We start from the raw sequence: 25945 nt of genomic DNA, 5'->3' as shown, positions 1-25945 counted from the left end.
TGTTTTGATTATTTACAAAACTAGCCAAACATTTCATACCTTACCGTGTTTAGTTTTTGAAAAAACAAATAAACTACAATTAAATCCTTACAGATCCATCAAAACAGGCTCAATTCTGAGCTTTTAGAATTGATGCGATCTATTAATTTAGCCAGACGCTTATGAAAGACATGCCCCTAACCGTTAAAAGATCCATTGAACTCCTCGGAATCGTTCTTGTAGGAACCATCCTTGTCATTGGAAAAGACATCATCATGCCCGTGATTATGGCCTTCTTCATCAGTATTATGCTCCTACCTGTTTTCCGATTCTTAAGAAAATACAAATTCCCGGAAATAGCGGCCATCATCTTACCGATTCTTTTAGTAGTCATTTTCGTAGGCTCAATTGTCTGGTTTTTCTCCGCACAAATAGGCGTTCTGGCAAACGACTTCCCCCAGATCAAAGCCAATGTGAACTCTCATTTGAAGACACTCAGCGAATGGTTCGGCAACATTAGCCATATATCTACCACCGAGCAAATGAAATTCATTACAGAAAAAAGTGATGATTTACTGGCTATGGGTGGTAAAGCAGCCAGTGGTGCCGCAGTAACCTTAAGCTCACTATTTGTATTTGTAGGTCTATTACCGATCTATATTTACCTGATGTTGTTCTATAAAGACATTTTACTTCGCTTTGTATTCATGTGGTTCAAACCTGATCATCACCCAAAGGTTAAAGAAGCCATTTATGAAACCGAATCTATCATCAAAAACTATCTGGTAGGCTTATTGATCCAGGTCACCTATATGACCATTTTACTAGGTGGGATCTTATTGCTTGTCGGCATTAAACACGCCTTATTGATCGGAGTAATATTTGCCATTCTTAACCTGATTCCTTATGTAGGTGCATTAATAGGAAACATTATCGGCGTTTTGCTTACCCTTACTTCTTCTACAGAATTATGGCCGGTAGTCACTGTGCTTGGGGTAATTGCCGTAGTTCAGTTTCTGGATAATAATATCCTGATGCCTAGAATCGTAGGCTCAAAAGTCAAAATTAACGCATTCTTTGCCATTCTAGGGGTCATTATAGGTGGAAGTATTGCCGGCGTATCAGGGATGTTCCTGTCCATGCCAATCATCGCAGTACTAAAAGTGATCTTCGACAGAACAGAAATGTTTAAGCAATGGGGAGTATTATTTGGTGATGAAAGACCTTCAAAAAGCCCGATGACCTTTGCCTCTTTCAGGAAAAAGAAAACCGTACCGACCTCAGCAGGAGTTCAAAAATAATCACCTGACACAGGCTTAAACACATCATTCTGCAAGAAAAAATGAAACCGAATACAAACGCTCGCTGGATACTCAATTTAAAACACTGGCAACTATTTACCTTATTCCTGGCACCAAACATAGTATCCTATCTCTTCAGCTCCTTTAGAGTGCCTGGAACCAGTGGCTATTGGATTGAGTTGTGCTCTTTAATTTATCTGCTGACTGTATTTTGTGGCTGGATATATTTCAGTACCATCAATCTATACCCACTATTGCCGGCTACCGTATCGATGAACATTAAAAATTTCAAAATGAAGGTAGGCTTCGCATTCTTCCCGCCCTTCATCCTCTTAGCAATTACCTTGTACAGGGAGACCGAAGGAAATGGGGGATCTGGTTTCTTTGCGCTAGCCGTCGCAATAGGGCTAATCCTGGTGTATCCGGCCATCTGTCTTTTCCAATCCGTATACTTTATGATAAAAACTTTAAAAGAAGTGGAATTACAACGCCCTATAAATCGTGATGACTACAACCTATTGGATTTGACTATTATTTATCCATTCATAGGAGTTTGGGTTTTGCAGCCGCGGATGAACAAAGCCTACGAAATGTCAAGTATAACGCATTAAACACCATACGATGTAAATAGAAAAAGGTCCTGAACTATTATTACGCTCAGGACCTTTTTTATGCGGTTAGAAACCTTAATTACATTCTTTCCGGAACCGTGATTCCTAAAATCTTCATACCTGATTTAAGAATACTAGCCGTAACTGCACTCAGATTTAAACGGTGATGTTTCAATGCCTGATCTTCTTCTTTCACAATCGGTGGAACCTCATGGTAGAATTTATTGAACATCTTCGCCACCTCATATAGGTAGTTCGCTAAACTTGCCGGACTAAACACTTTCGCCGCAGCAACTAGCTCTGCAGGATATTTAGCCAATAACATGATCATTTCGCGTTCTGTATCCGTGATGACTACTTCAGCAGCACCTTTTGCAGCATCATAACCTGCTTTGTTTAGCAAAGATTTGATACGGGCATGAGTATACTGAATAAACGGACCTGTATTTCCCTGGAAATCGATAGACTCCGATGGATCAAATAACAGGCGTTTCTTAGGCTCTACTTTTAAAAGGAAATACTTTAAAGCACCTAAGCCAATATTGTTATATAAAGCGCTTTTCTCTTCTTCGCTAAAGTCATTTACTTTTCCTAGCGCTTCAGTTTTCTGTTTCGCGGTCTCGATCATCTCTGCAACAAGATCATCAGCATCTACAACCGTACCCTCTCTTGATTTCATCTTGCCACTTGGCAGATCCACCATGCCATACGACAAATGGTGTAAGCCTTTAGCCCAGGTTTTACCTAGTTTTTCTAAAATCAGGAACAATACCTTGAAGTGATAATCCTGCTCATTTCCTACTACATAAATAGACTCATCCATATGGAAATCATCATATTTCATTTGAGCAGTACCTAAATCCTGAGTGATGTATACCGAAGTACCATCCGCACGTAAAACCAATTTCTGGTCTAAACCATCAGCAGTTAAGTCGATCCATACAGAACCATCTGGTTTCTTAAAGAACACGCCTTTTTCCAAACCTTCTTCAACCGTTCCTTTTCCTAACAGATAAGTATTGCTTTCGTAATAGTACTTGTCGAAATCAACACCAAGGTTTTTATAACTCACTTCAAAACCAGCATAAACCCAACTGTTCATCGTTTTCCAAAGTGTAATCACCGCATCATCTCCTGCTTCCCAATCCTGAAGCATTTTTTGTGCTTCTAAAATCAATGGGGCATTCTTCTTAGCTTCCTCTTCCGTCTGACCCGCTTCTTTTAAGGCCTCAATTTCTTTTTTGTACTCTTTATCAAAGATCACATAGTATTTCCCTACCAGATGATCCCCTTTTAAGCCAGAACTTTCAGGAGTTTCGCCATTTCCCCATCTCTGCCATGCCAACATGGACTTACAAATATGGATTCCACGGTCATTTACAAGATTCACTTTAATCACCTCATGACCGCTTGCCTTAAGCAATTCAGCCACAGAATAACCTAAAAGGTTGTTTCTTACGTGTCCTAAGTGTAATGGTTTATTGGTGTTTGGCGAAGAATACTCTACCATTACCTTTTTGCCATTTGAGGCTACCTTACCAAATTCAGGGCTCAAAAGCTCTTGATTGAAAAGACCTAACCAATAGCTATCTGCAACTGATAAGTTAAGGAAGCCCTTAATCACATTAAATGCAGTAACTTCTTCAATATTTTCTACCAGGTATTCTCCAAGTTCAGTAGCCGTTACTTCCGGAGATTTTTTAGAGAAACGTACGACTGGAAACACCACTATAGTGATTTGTCCCTCAAACTCAGCTCTGGTATCTTGTAAACTTACTTGGTTTTCAGGAAGATCCTGACCGTATAAATGCTTTACTGCAGCGATTGTTGCAGTAGTTATATGTTGTTCGATATTCATAATTTACTCGTTTCTAAAAGCGTTAGTCGCTTTAATTAAAATTTCAAAGGCATGCTCTGCCATTTGATTCTCCCTGTCGAGAGTTGGGTTAACTTCCACAATCTCGAAGCAACATACTTTCTGATTGGTGATCAGACCCGACATCAGCTTCCCTGCTTCTCTTTCTGTCAATCCCTGAGCAACCGGTGTCCCCGTTCCTCTGGATGCCGTAGGATCCATAGAATCCACGTCAAATGAAACATAAATGAGATCACAATGATCAAGATACACCAAGGTATCAATCACTGTCCGTTCTACCCCTCTTTTCCGGACATCTGCAGTTGTAAAGATCTTTACTTTATTTTTCTTCAGCAAGTATTCTTCCGGCTTCTCCATATCCCGCGCAGAAATCAGCACAAGATCGCGATAATTAATCTTAGGTGCCAAGTTTCCTACGTTTTTTAGCTGATACCAGTAGTTAATCGTTTCCTGATCCAGCTTGTTCACTTTCGACTCTAAATTATCTTCATCAAGTGCCATTGCTAAGGGCATTCCGTGCATATTTCCGGAGGGTGTAGTGTATGGAGAATGGATATCTGCATGCGCATCGATCCAAATCACCCCTAATTTCGACTTCGGAAAAGCCGCTTTTATCCCCGCAATCGTACCCGCTGCCGTGCTATGATCACCTGATAAAACTACCGGAAACTCTTTCTCCTCTAAGGTAGTCCGCACCTGATCACTCACCCGCTCAACCATCGTCAATATCCCTGAAATCCGCTTCGCATATGGGCTACCGGCACTTTCAAGCAACAAATGGTTCTCATTTGGCACCTCTATAGATTTATGTTTCTTGAAAAATCTACTCCCAAAATCCAACGCTGCAATCTTAATTGCATCCACTCCTAAACTGGCTCCCCGTGTACCGGCGCCAATCTCGGATTTTACCTCAATAATTTTTAAAGTCTTAGTCATAAAAAAAAATACAAGTGTATTTTATAAAGTGATTATCTTTGAGCCGAAAATTAACTCATTTAATTAGCTACCCCTTTAAATAATTGTTCAAAAATATAAAAAATGCAGAGTTACTCCGAATTTCTTGATCTAAGTGTTGGTTTCCCTCAGGAAGGTTACAGCGTTATAGACGACGAATTGTATTTTCAAGATCTCAATCTGATGGAAATGATTGAAACTTATGGTACGCCATTACGTTTCACTTATCTTCCAATGATAACTAAGAAAATCCAACAAGCCAAATTATTATTTCAAACGGCTATCATCAAGAACAATTACCGTGGGGACTATAAGTATTGTTACTGTACTAAAAGTTCGCACTTCAGGCACATTGTTGAAGAAGCCTTAAAGAATGGCATTCACCTGGAAACCTCATCAGCATTTGACATGCCTATGATTGAGGCATTGGAGAAAAAAGGTGCCCTTACCAAAGACATTACAGTAATCTGTAATGGATTTAAAACTTATCAGTACAAACAATATATCATTGATATGTTGCACGACGGATACAAAAACATCATTCCAGTATTAGACAACAAAGAGGAATTTAACCTTTTTGATGATGAGGTAGAATTAGATACACCTTGTAACCTGGGTATCCGTATCGCTGCTGAAGAGCAACCAGACTCACAGTTTTATACTTCAAGACTGGGTGTACGTATGGAAGATGTAATCGAGTTTTACAACAATAAAATCTCTGCAAATCCTAACTTCAGAGTAAAACTATTACACTTCTTTATCAATTCAGGTATTACAGATTCTCCATATTACTGGAACGAACTTGAAAAATATGTGACTTTATATTGCAAGTTTAAAAAAATCAATCCTGAACTGGATACTTTAGATATCGGTGGTGGTATGCCATTCAAAGACTCTCTGGTATTTGACTTCGATTACGAATACATGGTAAATGAAATCGTAAAAAGGATTAAAGAAATCTGTGCTGAGCACGACGTAGTAGAACCGGATATCATTACTGAATTTGGAAAATACACCGTTGCTGAAGCATCTGGTATCCTATACAAAGTATTAGGACGTAAACAACAGAACGACAGAGAGAAATGGTTGATGTTAGATGGTTCATTCATCACCAACCTTCCAGACGTTTGGGCTTTAAATCAAAAATACATCTTGCTTCCAATCAATAACTGGGATGCTGAATATGAGCGTGTCAACTTAGGAGGAATCACTTGTGATGGTCAGGATTATTACAATCAGGAAGCACACATGAACAGTGTATTTATGCCGAAAACACGTAAAGTACAATACCTGGGCTTCTTCAATACCGGAGCCTATCAGGAAGTATTGAGCGGTTATGGTGGTATTCACCATTGCTTATTGCCTAGTCCGAAACACGTAATTATCCGTAGAAACAGAGATGAAACTTTCAACTTTGAAGTATTCGGTGAGGAACAAAACAGTAAACAAGTACTAAAGATTCTGGGTTACGTTTAAGACCGTATCCTAAACAGATTATACAGCGTGTGTCCAAAAGGCACACGCTTTTTTTATGTCTTGATCCCCCGATGATCAAAAGAAAACACTTTTACACTCAGCACACAAAGACATAACAAAAACTTAACCTGAATACACCTTTCGGCCTATAAGAATCCCTTATTTTCGAAAACTATGAAAAAACTGCCCCTTATCTTATTACTTTCTGCTGGCTTATTTTCCTGTAAGAAAGAAATCGCTCAACCACTGCCCACAGCAGAATTCAGTTTTAATAAAGATTTAGAACAACATCCATTTCCCTTGGGAATATCAATACCCCTCACAAATAATGCGACAAATGCCGTAAGTTACCTTTGGGATTTAGGATACGGAAAGACTTCAACGGAGAAGGAACCCAAATTTGAGGCTGAAAAACCTGGTACCTATACCGTGTCACTCAGCGTTAAAAACGCAGATGGAAAAATAGCTACTAGCAAAAAAGAAGTGAAAGTGCTCCAGCTCCTTTCCGGGAAAATCACCTTAGAAAGGCTAAATCTCGATCATATAAATATGGATAAAGCAGATGTCTGGTTGGAAATCTCGGAAATTAATAACCGCACCTACACCACCTTACCAGATGGAACAATTCCCGGAAAATTGATTTTCAAAAGTCCGGTTCTTAATGACCTGACCAACAACAGTAAAAACATCCCAATTCCATTATCAGAACCCCTAAAATTTAACTGGTCTACCATCCTGGTCACAAAAGACCTCGGTTATTTATACAGCCTGTTCAGCTATAAAAACAATGAAAAGATATTGATTTTTAGTACAAGAAGTTCTGGTGGTTCAACCTCCTATTGGGGAAATATAAAAACCAATAGCTTTGAAATTGGTGTAGATTTATTGACTAGCAGGCTAGTCATCAATGGCTATTTCAATTAAGACATAAAAAAAAGAGGACGGAGCTCTCGCTACGTCCTCTAACCTTAAACCAAACTTATTATGAAAACTCTACGGTTTCTTAATTAAGAAACTTTTATCTCTTTAGCAGCGTTTTTTGATTCATCTTTTTTGCCAATTGTGATGTTTAAAATTCCATTGGTATATTCAGCAGTAATTTTCTCTGCATCAACACTTTCAGGTAAAACAAATGATCTGGCAAAAGAGAAGTAATCAAACTCTTTGCGGGTATAATCTTTTTTCTCGTCTGTCTCAGCAACTTTTTTCTCTGCCCATACAGACAAAGTATCTTTCTTCAGATTGATTTGAAAATCTTCTTTAGTTAAACCAGGTGCAGCCAATTCTATCTCATATTCAGTCTCAGTCTCCAAAATGTTTACGCCTGGAACTTTATTAATCGTTAAATTTTTATTTAACGCCTCACTGAACAAAGAATCAAATACATTGTTAAAATAAGGTGCAGTGTTTCTGGTTCTGTTATTAAAATTTACTAGTGTCATCGCTTATTTCTCCTTTTTTTTAAGTTTTAATTTTATACTTCGATATAATCAACACTCATACCAAACCCATTATCTATGATTTTCAAGACATTTTGGCGCAACAAAGTAAAAACAACAGACAAAAAGACAGACATCATCAATCATTTAGACAGTTTTAAGTATAAAACACAGATTGAAACGCGTTTTGTAGATTTCGACATGATGGGCCATGTAAATAATGCGGTATACTTTACCTATATGGAAATTGCCAGAGTAAAGTATTGGAATACGGCCGTTAAATGGGACTGGAAGAAAACCGGAGTGGTCATCGCCAAAGCAGAACTTGACTACCATACTCCAATATTTCCTGAAGATAAAATCAGTATGTACGTAAGAACATCCAGAATAGGTAGCAGTAGTTTCGACCTGGAATACCTGCTGGTGAAATTAGTCCATGGTGAAGAAGTAATTTGTAGCAAAGGAAAAACAGTCTGCGTTGCTTTTGATTACATCAGCAAAAACTCCTCACCTATCCCTGAAGATGAAAAAGCAAAGATGATCTCATTTGAGCAGCTGCTCGATAATTAAAACACTTTTCCTACAAAAGTGCAAAACACGTGACTTCAGAATGAAGCACAAATAGATTTCAAATGAAAAACAAGCGTCTTGCAATTGAAAAAAGCAAGACGCCTCATAAAACGCTTAAAAAATCTTTCCCGGATTAAGAATACCTGCGGGATCAAACACATTTTTGATGCCCCTCATCAGGTTCAAATGTATCTCCGAATATTTAATAGACATAAAGTCTTTCTGTACCAAACCAATACCATGCTCACCGGAAATTGTCCCTCCTAAAGCAGTGGTCAGCTCGAAAATCTCTACAATACCATCTTTAAGCTTGTCATTCCAATCTTCATCACTCATACCAGCTTTAATGATGTTCACATGCAGATTTCCATCGCCCGCATGGCCATAACATACACTTTCAAAGCCATATCTTGAACCGATTTCTTTGATCCCATTGATCAGTTTCGGCAATGCTGCTCTTGGAACTACCGTATCTTCTTCTTTATAGATAGAGTTGGACTTCACCGATTCAGGCATTGTCCTTCTCATGCGCCACAATTCCTCCTTTTGCTGAGCGGTGTCTGCAAATAGCACATCCGTACAACCAAAACTTTCCAATACCGCATTCACCTTTTCACAGTCTTTGAAAATGGAGTCCATATCATTCCCATCAAATTCAATCAAAAGAAAAGCATTGATGCCATCTTTAAGGTCAAACTTAATGTCATCATATTTAATCACCCATTCCAGTCCTTTTCGCTCCATAAATTCCAATGCAGAAGGAATCACCTCTGCGCGGAAAATAGCGGATACTGCCGCACAAGCCTGTTCATTTTCTGCAAAAGAAGCCAGCATCAATACGTTTTGTTCAGAGCGAGGGATCAACTTGGTTACAATCTTTGTCACCACAGCAAGCGTGCCTTCAGAACCAATCATCAGCTGGGTCAGGTTGTACCCGGATGCATATTTAAGGGTATTAGCTCCTGTCCAAATGATTTCTCCGTTAGGCAAAACCACCTCTAGATTTAAGATATACTCCCTAATGGTACCGTATTTCACAACCCTTGGTCCACCGGAGCCGTGTGCAACATTCCCACCAATAAAACAAGATCCTTTGCTGGATGGATCAATTGGATAAAGCAAACCTTTCTCCGTCACTGCATCCATAAATTCCTGCGTAATCACCCCAGGCTCTACCACTGCCTGAAGATTTTCTGTATCAATTGAGATAATCTTTTTAAAGCGCTCCATCGATAACAACACCCCACCAAAAACTGGTAAAGCAGCACCACTTAAGCCGGTCCCTCCGCCTCTTGGCGTAACCGGAATCAAATATTGATTACAAAGTTTCAATAACGCAGATACCGATTCGGTATCTCTGGCTTTCACAACAACTTCAGGGTAATATTTTAAGTCTTCCGTTTCATCGTGACAATAAATACTCAAAGACTCTTCATCTGTAAAAACACTGTCTGCCCCAACCGCTGCTTTTATCAAGTCCAGCAGTTCAGCAGTAATTTTAGTGTATTCCATGGTTATAATAGGTTTAGGATTTTTAATAGGAAGCAATAAAAGAAAACATTAGGTACTTATTCAGGAGCTACATAGCTCAGCTCAACAAATGAATGCCCAATTTCACCAGGCATCGCCGGACTTAATTTTCGAATCCCCACTTTTCCACTGCGCAGAAAAGAATAAGTATCCAATACCCGATCCAGAATCCTACGGACTACAGTTTCCAGCATTTTCTGGGTATTTCCCATTTCTTCCAGCAAAATGGTGTTCAGTACTTCATAATTTACAGTATGATTCAAATTCTCTGTATCACCTGTATGAATAAAAGTAACTTCAACATCTACCAGGAAATAAATCCCTGTTAACTGTTCCTCAGGATAATATCCGTGAAAAGCATAACATTTTACATCTCTTAACGCAACCGTTTGAATATAGCTTTTAGCATTGCTCATTTGACAAAAATAATTCTTTGAACGGTTATTACCAGCCATTCCCCTAAATTATTAACTTTGAGACAAGCCTGGTTAAAAAATCAAGGACAAAGCATGATACCAAATATCTCCTGAACTATGAATAAATCTGCCAAAAAAGACCTTTACGAAGCTCCTGATTATTATCAACTAGATGAACTACTGACTGATGAGCATAAGCTGATCCGTTCTGCAGCAAGAGACTGGGTGAAAAAAGAAGTCAGTCCGATTATTGAAGATTACGCACAAAGAGCAGAATTCCCAAAACACCTGATCAAAGGACTAGGAGAAATTGGTGCTTTTGGACCTACTATTCCTGTGGAATACGGTGGTGCAGGCTTAGATTATATTGCTTATGGTATCCTTATGCAGGAAATTGAGCGTGGAGATTCAGGAATAAGGTCCACTGCATCCGTGCAAGGATCATTGGTCATGTATCCAATCTTTGTCTATGGCACAGAAGAACAACGTAAGAAATACCTTCCTAAATTAGCCACAGGCGAATTAATGGGCTGCTTTGGACTAACAGAACCAGATCACGGATCTAATCCTGGTGGAATGGTAACCAATATAAAAGACAAAGGAGATCATTACCTGTTAAACGGCGCAAAAATGTGGATCTCCAACGCCCCATTTGCAGATATCGCAGTGGTTTGGGCAAAAGACGAATCCGGAAAAATCAGAGGCCTTGTTGTAGAACGAGGCATGGAAGGTTTCTCCACTCCAGAAACGCATAACAAATGGAGTTTAAGAGCTTCCTCAACCGGTGAACTGGTATTCGACAATGTTAAAGTTCCTAAAGAAAATATCTTCCCTGATATCACTGGATTAAAAGGACCATTAGGTTGCCTAAACCAGGCACGTTACGGCATCGCCTGGGGTGCCTTGGGCGCAGCTATGGATTGTTACGATACCGCCTTACGCTACTCCAAAGAACGCGTACAGTTCGGCAAACCTATTGGAGGATTCCAATTGCAACAAAAGAAACTAGCAGAAATGGTGACAGAAATCACCAAAGCGCAGCTTCTAGTATGGCGATTAGGGGTACTTAAAAGCGAAAACCGCGCTACTGCGGAACAGATCTCTATGGCCAAAAGAAACAGTGTAGAAATCGCACTCGATATTGCCAGAAATGCACGCCAGATGCTAGGTGGAATGGGAATTACTGGCGAGTACTCTATCATGCGACACATGATGAACCTCGAATCGGTAGTTACCTACGAAGGAACCCACGACATCCATTTACTGATTACCGGTATGGATGTAACCGGATTAAACGCCTTCAAATAATATAAGCTAAAAACACACAAATAAATGCGCTCCAAATTCTTCAACAAATGCCTAAAAACGGTACTTCTCACGTTTTTAGGCATTATGTTTAGCACAGCAAGTTACAGTCAGGGTAAAAACTTTAGTATCCAAGCTCAAAATCCTTCCTGGATCATCATCACAAACAGTAAAGGAGCCACTCCGCCAGATAAAGATATTTCTGATGGTTATTTCATCTCCCTTTATGAGAAGCAAAACCATGTAGGTTTACATGAAGAATATTCCCACATCATTCGGGAGATCGTCTCAGATGCAGGAGTACAAAATGGCTCCCAGATCTCCGTCACCTATGAACCCGATTACCAAAAACTCATTTTTCACAAGATCATTCTCTGGAGAAACAACCAGCCAAAAAACCTTTTACAGTCCCATAAATTCAAAGTATTACAAACTGAAAGTGACCTGTCTAAGTTTATCTATAACGGAACTTACGATGCTTTTTTAGTGCTGGATGACATCAGAAAAGGAGATCGTATAGAATATACCTACACCATCAAAGGCGATAACCCTATTCTTGGCAAAAACTATGCGAACACGTTTTACTTCGAGAAATCCAGTAGCATTGGACATCTTTACGCCAACCTTATTATCGATAAAAACATCCCGCTTTATCTCAAAAATTTCAACTTTAACAACTCGGCAAAAATCACAGAGAAAGATGGACTTAGAGTTTATGAATGGGACCATAAATTAACAAAAACCCATAGAACTACCCCTTTTGAACCAGATTGGTACAACCTATTAAAAAGAACACAGGTAAGCACCTTTAAAAACTGGACTGATGTAGTCGACTGGGGGCTCTCCATTAACGACTATTCCAGCATCAGCACTGCACTATTAGATAAAAAAGTAAAGGAACTCCAACAGAAATCCAATCAGAATCCAAAGAAATACCTGGAATTGGCCACCAGATTTGTTCAGGATGAGATCCGGTATATGGGAATCGAAGTCGGGCAATATTCACATAAGCCAAATTCACCGGAAAAAGTACTGAAACAACGTTATGGCGACTGTAAGGACAAATCCTTACTCCTGCTGCACCTACTCAATCCGATGGGCATCAAAGCCTATATGGCCTATGCCAACACCTACGAAACCATTAAAACAGATGAATATTTACCCAGCCCTTTTGCCTTCAACCACGTAGTGCTTATGGTAGAACTGGCTGGCAAAAAAATATGGATTGATCCCACTATTTCTTATCAAAGAGGTCCAATTGATCAACTGTATTTTCCTGATTATGGAAAAGCGCTGGTCCTGAAAAAAGGCACAAATAAACTGGAACAAGTAAATAGCAATGCCACAGGAAAGCTGGCGACAAATCTCATTTTCAACCTACCAGATACCACTGAAAACAACAAGACAAGCCTGATCGTCAAAACCGTTTATACTGGAAACTATGCCGATAACATCCGCTCAGAAATAGCAGAATCAGGAAGCGATGGCCTGGAGAAATCTTATTTGGAATATTACGGCAAGCTCTATCCCAATACGGAAATTAAGGCGCCCCTTAGCATCAAGGACAATGAAAAGACCAATGCCATAGAGCTTACAGAAAGTTATGAAATCACTGACATCTGGCTAATTGATGACAATGGAAAGCATTACATCCCATTTCTTGCTGATCTTATTGGAGATCAAATGCGTGACGTCCCTGCAAAATCCAGAACGACACCGCTTTCTCTGAGATACCCCGTAAATATTGAACAAACACTCAGCATAACCACTCCTGAACAATGGAACCTAACTACCGAACCTTTTGATCTGGACAATGACTATTTTCATTTTGAAAGCAATGGTGCTCAGAAAGGGAAACTACTCACATTGAACTATATATTTAAGGGCAAAAAGGATTACATCTTAGGTGCTGAAGTGAAAAAATATGTAAAGGACAAGAAAATCGTTGAAGATCAACTAAACTACTTCATCACCAGGGAAAATGCAAACACCAATGCTTTCGATTTCAACGCTCAGCTTGCCGTATTATTCATTGTAACATCCGTCATTTCCGCAATCTTTGTGATTGGAATATATCAGAAAAAATATGCTTTTACCCTGGGTGAAATTGAAGCGGCACCCCCAATTAAGGGCTGGTTGATAGTTTTAGCCATTTATGTAGCACTGATTCCAATAGAAATATTGACCAGAATTTGGTTGTCACCAATATGGTCAAAGGAGGTCTGGGATGCCTTGGGTACAAAACATAACCTATTGAACCATGGTGGCAAAATCCTTCTTATTGGATCTGTGATACTATCTGCTACGGTCCTCTGCTTTTGCATCCTAGGAATATTTCTCTTTTTTAAGAAGCGTAAAAGCTTCCCTAAGCTATATATTTCCTTCTTAATTGGATATATTTGCCTTATAATTCTAAACTACGGCATATATTTATTGTTAGCGCAGGCAAAAATCCAGGTATCCAAGGAAGATTTGATCACCAATCTATCCGCAATCACCTACTGTTTCTTATGGATTTTATACCTAAAGAAGTCCAAACGTGTCCGCGTAACATTTGTATTTACCTACCCTGAATTAGAATGGATGACGGCCTTGACTCATCAATACCAACAGCAGGTCAAATCCTCGAAAAAAGAAATTATTGAACATGAAGACATTTAAAAAATATTATCAGCTACCTGCACCTCCTGAAGAAGTGTATTTAGCGATGACAAAAGCACAAAGCATTCAACTATGGACGGGTGCTGAAGTAGAATTCACAGATGAACCAGGTACAGAATTCTCTTTTTGGGATGGAGATATCGTAGGTAAAAACCTGGAATTCGAACCTGGCAAAAAGATTGTACAACAATGGTATTTCGGAGAAGATAACGAACCTTCTATCGTAACCATCAAATTTCACCAGGATAATAAAAAAGGTACTTCTCTGGAGTTTGTGCAAACAAACATTCCTGATGAAGACTATGACGATTTCACTGCAGGATTAACAGAATATTACTTTGGAGGCTTAATCGACTTTTTCGAAGAAGACTAAGAAAGCGAACAACTGGGAATCTCCCATAAAAAAAGCTTGTTGAAACACTGGAAATTCCATGTCTTCAACAAGCTTTTTTATTTTATGCCTATACAAATTAGGCTAGCTTATGTATTATCCTTCCGTATCGTATACAGACACGATGTTCTCTCTTAAATTGTAATGCGAAGCCATTACCTCTCCATAAGCACCTGTGCTACGCAAAGCGATCAAATCTCCACGGAAAGTTTCCGGAAGCTCCACCTCTTTACCAAAACAATCAGTACTCTCACAGATCGGACCTACCACATCATACTTAACTGCATCAGCAACATCAAGCTTAGAAATATTCTCAATTTTATGATAAGCCTGATATAAAGCAGGTCTCATCAATTCCGTCATCCCAGCATCTAAAATGATAAAGTTCTTTTTCTTTCCGTTCTTCACATATAGCACTCTAGTGATCAATGAAGCTGATTGCCCAACAAGCGCTCTTCCCAATTCGAAATGAACCTCCTGGTTAGACCTAACTTCCAGAAACTCCTGGAAAACTTTAAAATAAGCAGAAAAATCAGGAATCTGTTGCTCTGGATTGTGGTAATCAATACCTAAACCACCACCAACATTCAATACCTTCACGATAAATCCGCGTTCCTCAAACCATGCAGCGAACTCATTCACTCTAACACATAGGTTTTTGTAAACGTCCATATTGGTGATCTGAGAACCGATATGAAAATGCACACCGATAAATTCAAGGCTCGCACTTTCTTTCAAAGTGTCCACACATGCAGGTAAATCCCATGAATTTACACCGAATTTATTCTCATCTAAGCCCGTAGTGATGTTATGATGCGTATGTGCATCTACGTTTGGATTGATTCGAATGGCTACTCTTGCTATTTTTCCTTTTTTAGCCGCCAGTTCATTGATCACTTCTAACTCCTGAATAGACTCTACATTAAAGCAGAATATATCCTGGTCTAAAGCCTCATTGATCTCTCTGTCCGACTTTCCAACACCTGCAAACACCACCTGTTTCTGCTCGAAGCCAACTTCAATTGCCTTGCTTACTTCGCCACCGCTCACACAATCAGCACCAAAACCTACGGCTTTGATCTTTTGCAATACTGCAGGGTTGAAATTTGCTTTCATAGCATAATGCACATGAAAATTATATACCTTTGCCGCCGCTGCGCAATCATCTAATGTATTTTGCAACAGGTTTAGGTCGTAATAATAAAAGGGTGTTTCTAAATTCGCGAAACGTGCTATATCTTTTTCGGAAAACATAATGTTCAAGTATCTGATTATATTTTTTGTTGTTGTTCTGGGCTTTATTTATTTCGGCAATTATGTCGATTTCAGAAACAACAAAATGAGTAGAAAAGAGTACGACAGAAGAGTAAAGCTCTTTATCGTACTCGTTGTAATTCTTGTTGCCGCTATGATCTGGCTAAGAAAGAGGTAAACTCTTCTTATTCAAACAAACGGTTATGTAAGCTCTTTAAAGCTTCCGTCTTATTTGCCGTATTGATCAATAAAGAGATGTTGTAATTACTACCTCCATAAGAGATCATTCTGATCGGAATATGTTTAATTGAATCCAACACTCTTGCAGCGTAACCATGTGTTTGCGCACTGAAATCACCAACTACACAAACAATACTTTGGTCCTTATCAATTTCCACTGTACCGAAAGCATGAAGCTCTTCCACAATTTTATCCAGGTTATCAGTGAAATCAATCGTTAATGAAACCGCTACTTCAGAAGTAGTGATCATATCGATTGGTGTTTTATAACGTTCAAAAATCTCAAACACTCTTCTTAAGAAACCATAAGCCAATAACATTCTGCTCGACTGGATCTTAATCGCAATGATACCGTCTTTAGCAGCGATAGATTTGATCTTTCCTTTTTCACTTTCTGCAGAGATTAAAGTACCAGCAGCAGAAGGCTCCATTGTATTTAATAACCGTACAGGAATTTTATATTTCTGTGCAGGGAATACCGATTGTGGGTGTAAAATCTTTGCACCAAAATAGGCAAGCTCCGCAGCTTCATCAAATGAAAGGTGAGAAATTGGCTTAGTACCCTTAACAATCCTTGGATCATTGTTATGCATTCCGTCGATATCCGTCCAGATCTGAACTTCTTCCGCAAGAATTGCTGCACCGATTAAAGAAGCAGTATAATCACTTCCACCGCGACGTAAATTATCGACTTCACCAAAGCTGTTTCTACAGATGAAACCCTGAGTAATAAACAACTTATTCCCTTTATTCTGCTCCAATATTGGCGTCAAATGTTTCGTAGTAAATGGAACATCCGGCTCATTATCTTCGTCAGTCTTCATGAAATCCAATGCAGGAAGTAATACCGATGGTACACCGATAGATTTCAGGTAAATATGATATAAGGTAGTCGACAACAGTTCACCTTGTGCCAACACTACTTTTTCTTCAATTGGAGTAAAAATATCATTCACTAAAGAAGCCAGGAAACCAAAGTGATAGTCTACCACCTCTTGTCCTTGTTCGCGAAACTCTCCTTCAGGCAATAGTTCAATAATGAACTCATTATATTTCTGGTGCAATGCGTTAATTAAGCTTAACGCGACCTGTTTATCCTCCTTTAAAAGTTTGCCTGAAATTTCCACTAAACTATTGGTTGTACCAGACACAGCTGATAGGACCACAATTTGCTCTTCGGCCGGATTGATGATATCCAGCAACTTTTTCATACGCTCAGGGCTTCCTACGGAAGTTCCTCCAAACTTTAATATCTTCATTTAATTGAGGTAAGAATTTTATTTTTTAATAAATTGGCTATATACTTGTAACCGGCCGTGAAATTAAAAAAAACGGCGATAATAACCACTAAATACACAAAATAAAATTTGGAATTCCGCATTTTTATCCTATTCTAACAAAACAAGGTAAAAGATAATGCGTTTATCCCTGCAAGAGTCAAAAGATAGAACACAATCATATGCAATTAGAAGCAGCAACCCTAAGTACCATCAACCAATGGCTAAATGGTAATTATGACAGTAAAACAAAAGAAGAAATCCAAGGTCTATTAGACAAGGAAGCTTTTACAGAGCTAACCGACTCTTTCTACAGAAGCCTGGAATTCGGAACTGGAGGCCTTCGTGGCATCATGGGCGCCGGATCTAACAGAATCAACAAATACACTATCGGTACAGCCACACAAGGGCTTTGCAACTACCTGATCAATAAATATCCTAATGAGAAGATCAAAGTAGCCATTGCACACGATAGCCGTAATAACTCTGATTATTTTGCTGGAATTACTGCAAATGTATTCTCAGCGAATGGAATCCATGTTTATTTCTTCAAAGCATTGAGACCTACACCAGAGTTGTCCTTTGCCATCAGAGAGCTGGGTTGCAAAAGTGGCGTGATGCTTACTGCTTCCCATAACCCTAAAGAATACAACGGTTATAAAGCTTATGGCGCTGATGGCGGACAATTCACATCCCCTGATGATACGATGGTGATGGACGAAGTTGCCAAAATCAAAAGCATTGATGAAGTGAAATTCGACCGTGTAGAAGAAAACATTGAACTGATCGGAGAAGAAATTGATCAGTTATACCTGGATAAAATCACCGAATTATCCGTATCTCCAGAAGCTATTGCACGCCAAAAAGACCTTAAAATCGTCTTCTCTCCTATTCATGGAACGGGAATTACCCTGGTACCACAAGCCCTGGCACAATTCGGTTTCACTAACTTAACCCTGGTTGAGGAGCAAAGCACACCGGATGGCAATTTCCCAACTGTGGTTTACCCTAACCCTGAGGAAAAAGAAGCCCTGACTTTAGCACTTAAAAAAGCAGCAGAAATTGATGCAGACCTGGTGCTGGCAACAGACCCTGATGCAGACAGAGTAGGTATCGCAGTAAAAAACAATGACGGTGAATTCGTTTTGCTGAACGGCAATCAAACCGGTAGTCTTTTGATCAACTACCTGTTGAGCGCATGGGAAGAAAAAGGGAAACTGGATGGTAACCAATACATTGTTAAAACCATTGTAACTACCAATATCATTGAAGAAATCGCGAAAAAGAAAAACGTTACTTTCTACAATACCTTAACCGGATTCAAATTCATCGGACATTTAATGACCAGCCTTGAAGGAAAGAAAACCTTTATCGGTGGTGGTGAAGAAAGCTATGGTTACCTGATCGGTGAACTGGTTAGAGATAAAGATGCAATTGTTTCCTGCGCATTTATCGCAGAAATGACCGCCTTCTACAAAGATAAAGGCAGTAGCCTATACAATGCCATGTTAGACATGTATGTAGAATACGGCTTGTATAAAGAAGAACTGGTATCCATCACTAAAAAAGGAAAAACCGGTGCTGAAGAAATCAAAGCCATGATGGAGAAATTCAGAAACAACCCACCTGCAACACTTGGTGGTGCTAAAGTTGCTTTCTTGAAGGATTATGAATTGGGCTTTGAAACTAACCTGAGTACGGGTGAGAAAACAAAACTAGATTTCCCTAAATCGGATGTTTTACAGTTTATCACTGCAGATGGTAGCATTGTTTCGGCAAGACCATCAGGAACAGAACCTAAAATCAAGTTCTACTGCAGCGTAAACACAGCGTTAAAAGACAAAGCAAGCTTTAAAGAAACGGATGCCTTATTAGGCGAGAAGATTAAAGCAGTAATGAAAGATTTAGAGGCTTAAGCCTCTAAATCATCTTTCTATAAATTTAGTAGGTAATATAACCTTACTTCTTTCAGTTTGGGGTAATGATCTATCCGCAGAAAGCTCCTGAAGAATGATATCAATAATTTTTTCAGCGATCTGTTCTATGGGTTGATCAACCACACTGATGGGAGGTGTATGGATCTTGAAAACATCCTGATCATCATAAGCAACAATCATAAAGCCATCATCAATAGGTTTCTTAATCGTTTTAAGGAAAAACAATCCTCGTACAGCCAGGTAATTGGTAGAGAAAAATACGGCATCAATTTCCGGGTTCTCCTCAAACAACACTTTCAAACGCTCATTCGTGTCCTCTTCAGTACTGTCAAATGGGATTTTCACTAAGGTTTGTTGGTTCGGCTGGATGCCATGGTCTTTCAATGCTTGCTCATATCCCAGATAACGATTGTTAATCTGATCTACTTCTACATCTACCGTGACGAAAGCAATGTTCTTTCTCCCCTTCTTAATCAGGAACTCCGCAGCAGAATACCCCCCTTTAAAGTTATCTACAACCACAAAATTCACATCCAGATCAGGAAGATTTCGGTCAAAGATGACCACAGGAATTTTATCTGCAAGTAACTGCTTGATGTCTTCTTCAATCCCAGGAACCGGGGCAATGATATACGCATCTACTTTTCTGGATTTAAACATCTCTATCAAATCTCTTGCTTTTGCGGGATCATTCTCCGTACTGGAATAACTGATTTTATAGCCCTTTTTATAGGCCTTATCTTCTATACGTCTGGCGATAGCTGAAAAAAACGGGTTGGAAATATCCTCTACAATCAATCCGATGGTCTTGGTATTCCCTGTCCGCAGACTTCTGGCGATCTGATTCGGTTTAAATCCAAGCTCAAGAATAATCTCTTCTACTCGTTTAATCACCTCCTTGCTAATGCGCATCTTTTCGGCTTTGCCGTTTAAGATAAAGGAGACTGTTGTAATGGATACTTCTGCTTTTTTTGCAATATCCTTAATAGATGGAGGTTTCATTCGTAAAATAATTTACCGCCAATCTATAGAATTAATTGTTAATCTCCTCAAAGTATTTACCTGCAATTTTAACAAAGGCATCTTCATTTAAAGGTTTATGTAAGTAATTCATAATTTCATGGTTGGCAGAAGCCATCAATTCGTCATCCGGATTGAGCGAGGTAGTCAACATAACCACAACAGTTTTCAACTTATGTACCTCATCAATCTTACGGTATTCTTCCATAAAATCCCAGCCACTCATTCCAGGCATATTGATGTCCAGGAAGATGATTCCAGGCCTAAACATATCAACATCATTTTCATATTTTCCAGAAAAAGTAAGATAGTCTAGTGCTTCTCTGGCAGAAGTAATCGTCTTAATGTCTACTTCAATATTCGTATTCTGAACGATTTTCCTATGGATATAATTGGTGGGGATATCATCATCAACTAGTAACACACAACTAAGATCCTTGAATTTTTTCATTTCTATCTATCATTTTTAAGGCTAAAACAAAACGTACTCCCCTCATTTAAGGCGGAATTCACAAAAATTTCCCCGCCATGGAGCTCCACAATTTTCTTACAATGTGAAAGCCCAATTCCATGCCCTTTATAGTCTTCCTGACTATTTAAACGTTGAAAAATCAAAAATATCTTATGTTTATACTTTTCTTCTATTCCAATGCCATTGTCTTTAAACTGAAAATGCCATTGCCGATCTTCATACGTTGCACTGATCTCAATTTTCAATTCCCCTTCTTTTTTCCTGAACTTTAGCGCATTACTGAATAAGTGTTGAAATAGCTGTTTCAAAGCCGGCTCATAACCCGGAACACGCGGTAAATTCTCATAATTCAGCGCTACATTTAAGCCATCTACTTCATCAGAAAACTCCTGCTGCAACTCATCCATTAGCTCATTGCAATCTACCAGTTCTTTTGGTTCATGAGTACCCAATCTCGCATAATCTAAAACTCCTTTAATCAGGTGTTTCATTTTTTCTGCAGAGTCCGATATGTAATCCAGGTATAAAAGACCGTTTTCATCAAAAGATTCGCCATATTCTTTCCTCAACAAGCCCAGGAAGTTCTTAACGGTCAGCAAGGGCTCTTGTAAATCATGAGAAGCAATGTAGACAAATTGTTCCAGTTCTTTATTTCGAAACTCCAGCACCCTTGCATATTCCTTTAATGCTTTTTCCGCATTCAGCTTATCGGTTAGGTCACGGGTGAATTTAGAAAAACCAATTACCTCGTTGTTGTCATCATAAACAGCAGTAATCGTGACATGAGCCCAGAATTGTTCCCCATCTTTCCGAAGACGCCATCCCCTATGCTGTGCTTTTCCATTTAAGATTGCCTCTTCTAATAGCTGATCAGGGATTTTATTGATGCGGGCTTCCTCGGTGTAAAACAGCCTAAAGTCCATCCCCAAAATATCTTCAGCATTATAACCCTTGATCTTTTCGGCTCCCTTATTCCAGCTGCCCACGTATCCATGCTGATCAAGAAATATAATCGCATAATCCTCAATTTCCCCCAACATTTTTAAAAGTAAGGGTTGAGGTTGACTTAAATTGTTTTGCATGAATAAGCTAGTAGTTAATCCCTAACAATATTCAAAAGTCAAGCCACGCTAAATTACCCGTATAAACACCTATACCAATCCTTTTATTTGCAAGAAGGGAAAAAATATTGTCCTTCTTTTTTCCCAAATAGGGAATTGGGGAACTCAAAGTTAATTTCTTATTTGCCCATCCCCTTTTACGATCCATTTTTCTGTGACCAGTTTTTCCAATGCAAAAGGCCCTCTGGCATGTAGTTTTTGAGTCGAAATTCCAATTTCCGCTCCCAATCCGAACATCTGCCCATCAGTAAATCGCGTAGAAGCATTCCAATACACTACTGCCGCATCTACCTCTTCCAGAAACTGTGTTGCTTCCTCCGTATTTTCCGTAATAATTGCTTCCGAATGCTTGGAAGAAAATTCAGAAATATGGTCTAAGGCTTCGTTTATATTTTCTACCGTCTTAATAGAACACTTATAATCAAGAAATTCTCTACCAAAGTCAGCAGTCGTCGCCACAGATAAATGAGGATAACCAATCGCTTTTAAAATGGAGAAAGCAGACTGATCTGCAAAGACTTCCACTTCATGCGCAGAGAGTAAAGGGGCTAATAGTTTCAAAAAATCAGCTGCAACACTTTGATCCACCAATACCGTGTCCAGTGCATTGCAAACTGAGGGACGGGAAACCTTCGCATTCTGTACAACTTCCGCTGCTATAGGCAACTTTGCCGAGGAAGCAACATAGGTATGGCATACCCCAGCCCCAGTCTCAATAACAGGCACTAAGGCGTTCTTGCGCACAAAAGAAATCAGTTCATTGGAACCTCGGGGAATAATAACGTCAATATATTTTTCCGCCTGGAGAATATCCAGAATGTATTTCCTATCCGCCGGCAATTGCTGTACAATATTTTGATCTAATCCGGATTCCAGTAAAACCTGCTGAATCAACGAGAGTAAAAAGAGATTGGTATGGTAAGCATCTTGTCCACCTCTAAGCAAACAAACATTTCCAGATCGGATACACAAAGCAGCCACATCAATCGTCACATTGGGTCTCGATTCGTAAATCACCCCTACAACACCTAAAGCCACTGTTTTCTTTTGAATCAGCAAACCGTTGTCCATCTCTTTACTGGAAATCAATTGATTGGTCGGATCAGGTAAAGCAGCAACATCAATTAAGCTATTTGCCAATCCTGAAATCCGATCAGCATTCAATAACAAGCGATCCTTTTTAGGATCTGTATCCGGCATTTTCCGAAGATCTTTAAGATTCTCCGCGATAATCTGAGGGGATTTATCCCTGATCAATGCGGCTAAACGATGCAGCAACACTGATTTTCCTTCATCACTTAGTGAAGCAATGGAATACCTGGCTTTCTTCGCATTAATTAACTGACTTTCTATAGCTTCCATTATTTTTATAAGATAACGATATCACTGGCATTGGCAATCTCCAGGTTATGTTGCTTTAAATTATGTTGAATTGTTTCTGAGGATGCCTTTGCCCTGGCTACCCCAATGATGTTCATTTGAGCATCTACCAGCTCAAATATTTCCCCATTTTCAAATGAAGTGATAACGGACAGCACGCCAACAGCCAATAAGCTTTTGCGCAACTTAATCGCTTCGCAAGCGCCCTCATCCACCATTAATCTGCCGGTCACCAAACTTCCGCTGGCCAACCATTTATTTCTGGCCGGGATAGAGCAATTCTTTGGCGCACATACAGTACCCGTTTTCTCGGCTACCGCATCCAGAATACCATTTGGTGTTCTAATTCCAAAAATCACCACCTTAATCCCCATAGTAGAGGCTAAATGAGCAAATGTAAGTTTAGAAACCATCCCCCCTAGTCCGAGGTCCGAAGTTTTCTTATCCGCAAGAGAGAACACCTCATTATTAATGGAGTCTATTTTCTCCACCACTTTTCCATCTTTATCCAAAACGCCGGGAACAGAAGTACCCAAAAGAATCAATGAAGCTCCAAATCCGACACCTAATAGCGTTGCCAGCTCATCATTATCAGAAAACCTCAACTCCAAATCACTCACTACATCATTCTCATTTGCGATGGGGATGACCCCATTTTTCCACAGTTCTTCATAAGTTTCCTTAAGTTGTAGAAATTGAGTTCTGTTAGAAAAATGTCGACGCTCGCAAAGACTCTGCGCCATCTGAATGCCATAGGGGTAAAAATGCTTCGAATAAGTGTTTAACAAAATGGGGTTTCCTATGGCCGCCGCAGCTTTCCTTTCGGAGATTTTCCCTTTGTAATTCTTAATGTATTGCTTTCCTGCAGCAACAGCACCCGAAGAAACCAGAATCAACCGATGTCCCTTCGCCAACTGTGCAACCTGTGCCGCTACATCGGCAATCACCCCCTCATCCAACTCTCCCTTAGGAGTAGTAATAGATGCGGTACCTAATTTCAAAACAAGTATCGGCTTATTCATTTCTATTGAATTTGATGGTTTTCTATTGAAAGCCTAAAATAGAAATTTTACCTTATTTTTCTCATCAATTCCTTTATTTTCAATCAGTTTAAGCGAATATTCCCTTTTTTATCACCACATCTTGAAATAAAAAAGCAGCAAAAACGATAAAACTGCCAAATCAAAGAACTTGCACTCGACAGTTTTATCGGTTAATCTTTAAAAGACATTAAAATCATTATACCAAACTGGCATCCAAAGTAATTTCCATAGCGAAAGCTTTGCTCACCGGACAATTTGCTTTGGCACCTTTAGCGATTTCCTGAAACTGTTCATCTGTAATTCCAGGAATGCTGGCTTTTAAAACCAAATGAGAACTGCTGATTACCCCATTGTCTAAAGAAATAGTCCCTTTAGTTTCCAGATTCCCGGGAGTAAAACCAGCTTCAGTCAAATCCAGACTTAGCTTCATGGTAAAGCAGCCCGCATGAGCAGCAGCTAAAAGCTCCTCAGGATTGGTACCGATGCCATCCGCAAACCTGCTGTTGAAAGAGTATTGCGTTTGATCCAAAACTTTACTATCTGTGGTCAGGTGGCCACTGCCCTCTTTAATTGTGCCATTCCAAACAGCTGTTGCGTTACGTTTCATAGTTTAAATATTAATTAATGGTTCTATATCAAATTTATCAATTTAAGCCGGTTTTTCTCTGTAATTCTCAGTCATCTGTATGGGTCAAATTAATTACTTCTGTACCCATACCGCTTAAAATAAAATTGCGACTTTTACGGTTAATTCAATTTAAGCAAAATGTTAAAAGACGTTACCATTATTCCTTCCGATACCAACGATATAGAACGCATATTCGAACTTTATGACGATGCGATCGCATATCAAAAGACAGTATTCAAAAAACACTGGCAGGGATTTGAACGCAGCTTAATTGAAAAAGAAATTCAGGAAACCAGACAATGGAAGGTAATCATCGACGGACAAACGGCCTGTATCTTTGCGATTGACTTTAATGATCCGCTGATCTGGAAGGAAAAAGATATTGATCCCTCAATTTATATCCACCGTATCGTGACCAATCCAGCATTCAGAGGCCACCACTTTGTAAACATGATTATTGATTGGGCGAAAGAATATGGGGCTAAAAAAGAAAAGAAATACATCAGGTTAGATACATGGGGAGACAATCCAAAACTGATCGCTTACTATGAAAGATGCGGCTTTGATTATTTAGGAAACATTGTTCCAGAAGCATCGGATGTATTGCCAAAACACTATGAAAACATTGTATTGGCTTTGTTTGAAATCGAAATACCAGCATAGCGAAATTTCTGTTAATGCAATAAACAGCTACTCTTTCAATTACTATAAACATCATGGTATATAACAATTGATGATTCAGACTTAGAAAGTCCAAATCATCAATTTAACAATTACCTTTAATTAAGGACAATCTTTCACGCGGACTTCCAGATTTGCAGAAACAACTATAGAGGTTTTATTAGCTAAAGCCTCAGCTATTGCTGACTTAACAGATCCAGGAATACTAGAAGGAATACTGCTATTATCATCTAGTTTAAGCGCACACATAAAGCACCCTGTTGCGCAATTCGGAGCAGCTGAAATCATCATATAACTCCCAGGCAACATAACATCACCGCCGATATAGGCAAACCAATTAGCCATAACACAATTACTTTTATACATCAAAAAGCAATAAAAAA

Annotated in this window: 24 protein-coding genes; 10 read left to right on the top strand and 14 right to left on the bottom strand. The window is 39.2% G+C overall.

Translation table 11 applies throughout. The features are described 5' to 3' along the window. Window positions 1-161: 161 nt before the first annotated feature. Complete coding sequence (locus R2S10_RS00120; RefSeq protein ID WP_316838383.1) at window positions 162-1280, top strand: AI-2E family transporter; 1119 nt, start codon at window positions 162-164, stop codon at window positions 1278-1280. Between the two features lie 41 nt (window positions 1281-1321). Continuing rightward, window positions 1322-1891 (top strand): hypothetical protein, encoded by a 570-nt coding sequence (locus R2S10_RS00115; RefSeq protein ID WP_316838382.1) that lies wholly within the window; start codon window positions 1322-1324, stop codon window positions 1889-1891. 79 nt (window positions 1892-1970) lie between these two features. Here the strand turns inward: R2S10_RS00115 and argS are convergent, their stop codons facing one another. Together argS and rocF are read right to left on the bottom strand one after the other, a co-directional pair. After that, the gene (argS, locus tag R2S10_RS00110) at window positions 1971-3749 is read right to left on the bottom strand and encodes an arginine--tRNA ligase (RefSeq protein ID WP_316838381.1); all 1779 of its coding nucleotides are present in this window, start codon (window positions 3747-3749) and stop codon (window positions 1971-1973) included. 3 nt (window positions 3750-3752) lie between these two features. Continuing rightward, window positions 3753-4703: an arginase gene (gene rocF / locus R2S10_RS00105; RefSeq protein ID WP_316838380.1), complete on the bottom strand. Its 951-nt coding sequence runs from the start codon at window positions 4701-4703 to the stop codon at window positions 3753-3755. Between the two features lie 102 nt (window positions 4704-4805). Here rocF and R2S10_RS00100 point away from each other — a divergent pair, with 102 nt between their 5' ends. Beyond that, entirely contained in the window at window positions 4806-6197 is a 1392-nt protein-coding gene (locus tag R2S10_RS00100) for an arginine decarboxylase (RefSeq protein WP_062549353.1), read from the top strand. 174 nt (window positions 6198-6371) lie between these two features. Next, window positions 6372-7121, top strand: a complete 750-nt coding sequence (locus R2S10_RS00095) for a PKD domain-containing protein (protein WP_316838379.1) — start codon at window positions 6372-6374, stop codon at window positions 7119-7121. Between the two features lie 83 nt (window positions 7122-7204). Here the strand turns inward: R2S10_RS00095 and R2S10_RS00090 are convergent, their stop codons facing one another. Then, entirely contained in the window at window positions 7205-7639 is a 435-nt protein-coding gene (locus R2S10_RS00090; protein WP_316838378.1) for an Hsp20/alpha crystallin family protein, read from the bottom strand. Window positions 7640-7714: 75 nt separating this feature from the next. Here R2S10_RS00090 and R2S10_RS00085 point away from each other — a divergent pair, with 75 nt between their 5' ends. Further along, a complete protein-coding gene (locus R2S10_RS00085) occupies window positions 7715-8206 on the top strand; it encodes a thioesterase family protein (protein ID WP_316838377.1) in 492 nt (163 codons plus the stop codon). A gap of 114 nt (window positions 8207-8320) precedes the next feature. Here the strand turns inward: R2S10_RS00085 and R2S10_RS00080 are convergent, their stop codons facing one another. Together R2S10_RS00080 and R2S10_RS00075 are read right to left on the bottom strand one after the other, a co-directional pair. Further along, window positions 8321-9718 carry an FAD-binding oxidoreductase gene (locus R2S10_RS00080; protein ID WP_316838376.1) on the bottom strand — a complete coding sequence of 466 codons (1398 nt, stop codon included), beginning with the start codon at window positions 9716-9718 and terminating at the stop codon, window positions 8321-8323. 56 nt (window positions 9719-9774) lie between these two features. Beyond that, window positions 9775-10152 (bottom strand): dihydroneopterin aldolase, encoded by a 378-nt coding sequence (locus tag R2S10_RS00075; protein ID WP_316838375.1) that lies wholly within the window; start codon window positions 10150-10152, stop codon window positions 9775-9777. A 117-nt stretch (window positions 10153-10269) separates the two neighbouring features. Here R2S10_RS00075 and R2S10_RS00070 point away from each other — a divergent pair, with 117 nt between their 5' ends. The 3 genes from R2S10_RS00070 to R2S10_RS00060 all read left to right on the top strand — a co-directional run bounded on the left by R2S10_RS00070 (window position 10270) and on the right by R2S10_RS00060 (window position 14491). Next, a complete protein-coding gene (locus R2S10_RS00070) occupies window positions 10270-11460 on the top strand; it encodes an acyl-CoA dehydrogenase family protein (protein WP_316838374.1) in 1191 nt (396 codons plus the stop codon). An 84-nt stretch (window positions 11461-11544) separates the two neighbouring features. Then, a complete protein-coding gene (locus R2S10_RS00065) occupies window positions 11545-14118 on the top strand; it encodes a DUF3857 domain-containing protein (RefSeq protein ID WP_316838373.1) in 2574 nt (857 codons plus the stop codon). Next, window positions 14105-14491: an SRPBCC domain-containing protein gene (locus R2S10_RS00060; RefSeq protein ID WP_316838372.1), complete on the top strand. Its 387-nt coding sequence runs from the start codon at window positions 14105-14107 to the stop codon at window positions 14489-14491. Before R2S10_RS00065 ends, R2S10_RS00060 begins: the two co-directional genes overlap by 14 nt. Before the next feature lie 114 nt (window positions 14492-14605). On the opposite strand, the gene lysA is transcribed toward R2S10_RS00060, so the two are convergent. Beyond that, the gene (lysA, locus tag R2S10_RS00055) at window positions 14606-15763 is read right to left on the bottom strand and encodes a diaminopimelate decarboxylase (RefSeq protein ID WP_316838371.1); all 1158 of its coding nucleotides are present in this window, start codon (window positions 15761-15763) and stop codon (window positions 14606-14608) included. Window positions 15764-15948: 185 nt separating this feature from the next. Then, entirely contained in the window at window positions 15949-17262 is a 1314-nt protein-coding gene (locus R2S10_RS00050) for an aspartate kinase (protein WP_316838370.1), read from the bottom strand. 200 nt (window positions 17263-17462) lie between these two features. Here R2S10_RS00050 and R2S10_RS00045 point away from each other — a divergent pair, with 200 nt between their 5' ends. Next, a complete protein-coding gene (locus R2S10_RS00045) occupies window positions 17463-19196 on the top strand; it encodes a phospho-sugar mutase (RefSeq protein ID WP_316838369.1) in 1734 nt (577 codons plus the stop codon). Window positions 19197-19205: 9 nt separating this feature from the next. On the opposite strand, the gene R2S10_RS00040 is transcribed toward R2S10_RS00045, so the two are convergent. The 6 genes from R2S10_RS00040 to R2S10_RS00015 all read right to left on the bottom strand — a co-directional run bounded on the left by R2S10_RS00040 (window position 19206) and on the right by R2S10_RS00015 (window position 24860). Then, on the bottom strand, window positions 19206-20219 hold the full coding sequence (locus tag R2S10_RS00040) for a LacI family DNA-binding transcriptional regulator (protein WP_316838368.1): 1014 nt from the start codon (window positions 20217-20219) through the stop codon (window positions 19206-19208). Window positions 20220-20250: 31 nt separating this feature from the next. After that, window positions 20251-20688 (bottom strand): response regulator, encoded by a 438-nt coding sequence (locus R2S10_RS00035; protein WP_316838367.1) that lies wholly within the window; start codon window positions 20686-20688, stop codon window positions 20251-20253. A gap of 2 nt (window positions 20689-20690) precedes the next feature. Continuing rightward, window positions 20691-21791, bottom strand: coding sequence for a sensor histidine kinase (locus R2S10_RS00030; RefSeq protein ID WP_316838366.1), 1101 nt, complete (start codon window positions 21789-21791; stop codon window positions 20691-20693). Window positions 21792-21941: 150 nt separating this feature from the next. Then, the gene (locus R2S10_RS00025; protein WP_316838365.1) at window positions 21942-23192 is read right to left on the bottom strand and encodes a glutamate-5-semialdehyde dehydrogenase; all 1251 of its coding nucleotides are present in this window, start codon (window positions 23190-23192) and stop codon (window positions 21942-21944) included. Window positions 23193-23197: 5 nt separating this feature from the next. Beyond that, window positions 23198-24232, bottom strand: a complete 1035-nt coding sequence (proB, locus tag R2S10_RS00020; protein WP_316838364.1) for a glutamate 5-kinase — start codon at window positions 24230-24232, stop codon at window positions 23198-23200. Between the two features lie 217 nt (window positions 24233-24449). Continuing rightward, the gene (locus R2S10_RS00015) at window positions 24450-24860 is read right to left on the bottom strand and encodes an OsmC family protein (protein WP_316838363.1); all 411 of its coding nucleotides are present in this window, start codon (window positions 24858-24860) and stop codon (window positions 24450-24452) included. A gap of 159 nt (window positions 24861-25019) precedes the next feature. On the opposite strand from R2S10_RS00015, the gene R2S10_RS00010 reads away from it, so the two are divergent. After that, window positions 25020-25544 (top strand): GNAT family N-acetyltransferase, encoded by a 525-nt coding sequence (locus tag R2S10_RS00010; protein WP_316838362.1) that lies wholly within the window; start codon window positions 25020-25022, stop codon window positions 25542-25544. A 120-nt stretch (window positions 25545-25664) separates the two neighbouring features. Here the strand turns inward: R2S10_RS00010 and R2S10_RS00005 are convergent. Beyond that, the coding region (locus tag R2S10_RS00005; protein ID WP_316838361.1) for a hypothetical protein at window positions 25665-25945 on the bottom strand (281 nt) is incomplete at its 5' end.

The organism is Pedobacter gandavensis, assembly GCF_032678745.1.
Lineage (GTDB): Bacteria > Bacteroidota > Bacteroidia > Sphingobacteriales > Sphingobacteriaceae > Pedobacter > Pedobacter gandavensis_C.
This window is presented reverse-complemented; position numbering and strand designations above follow the sequence as displayed.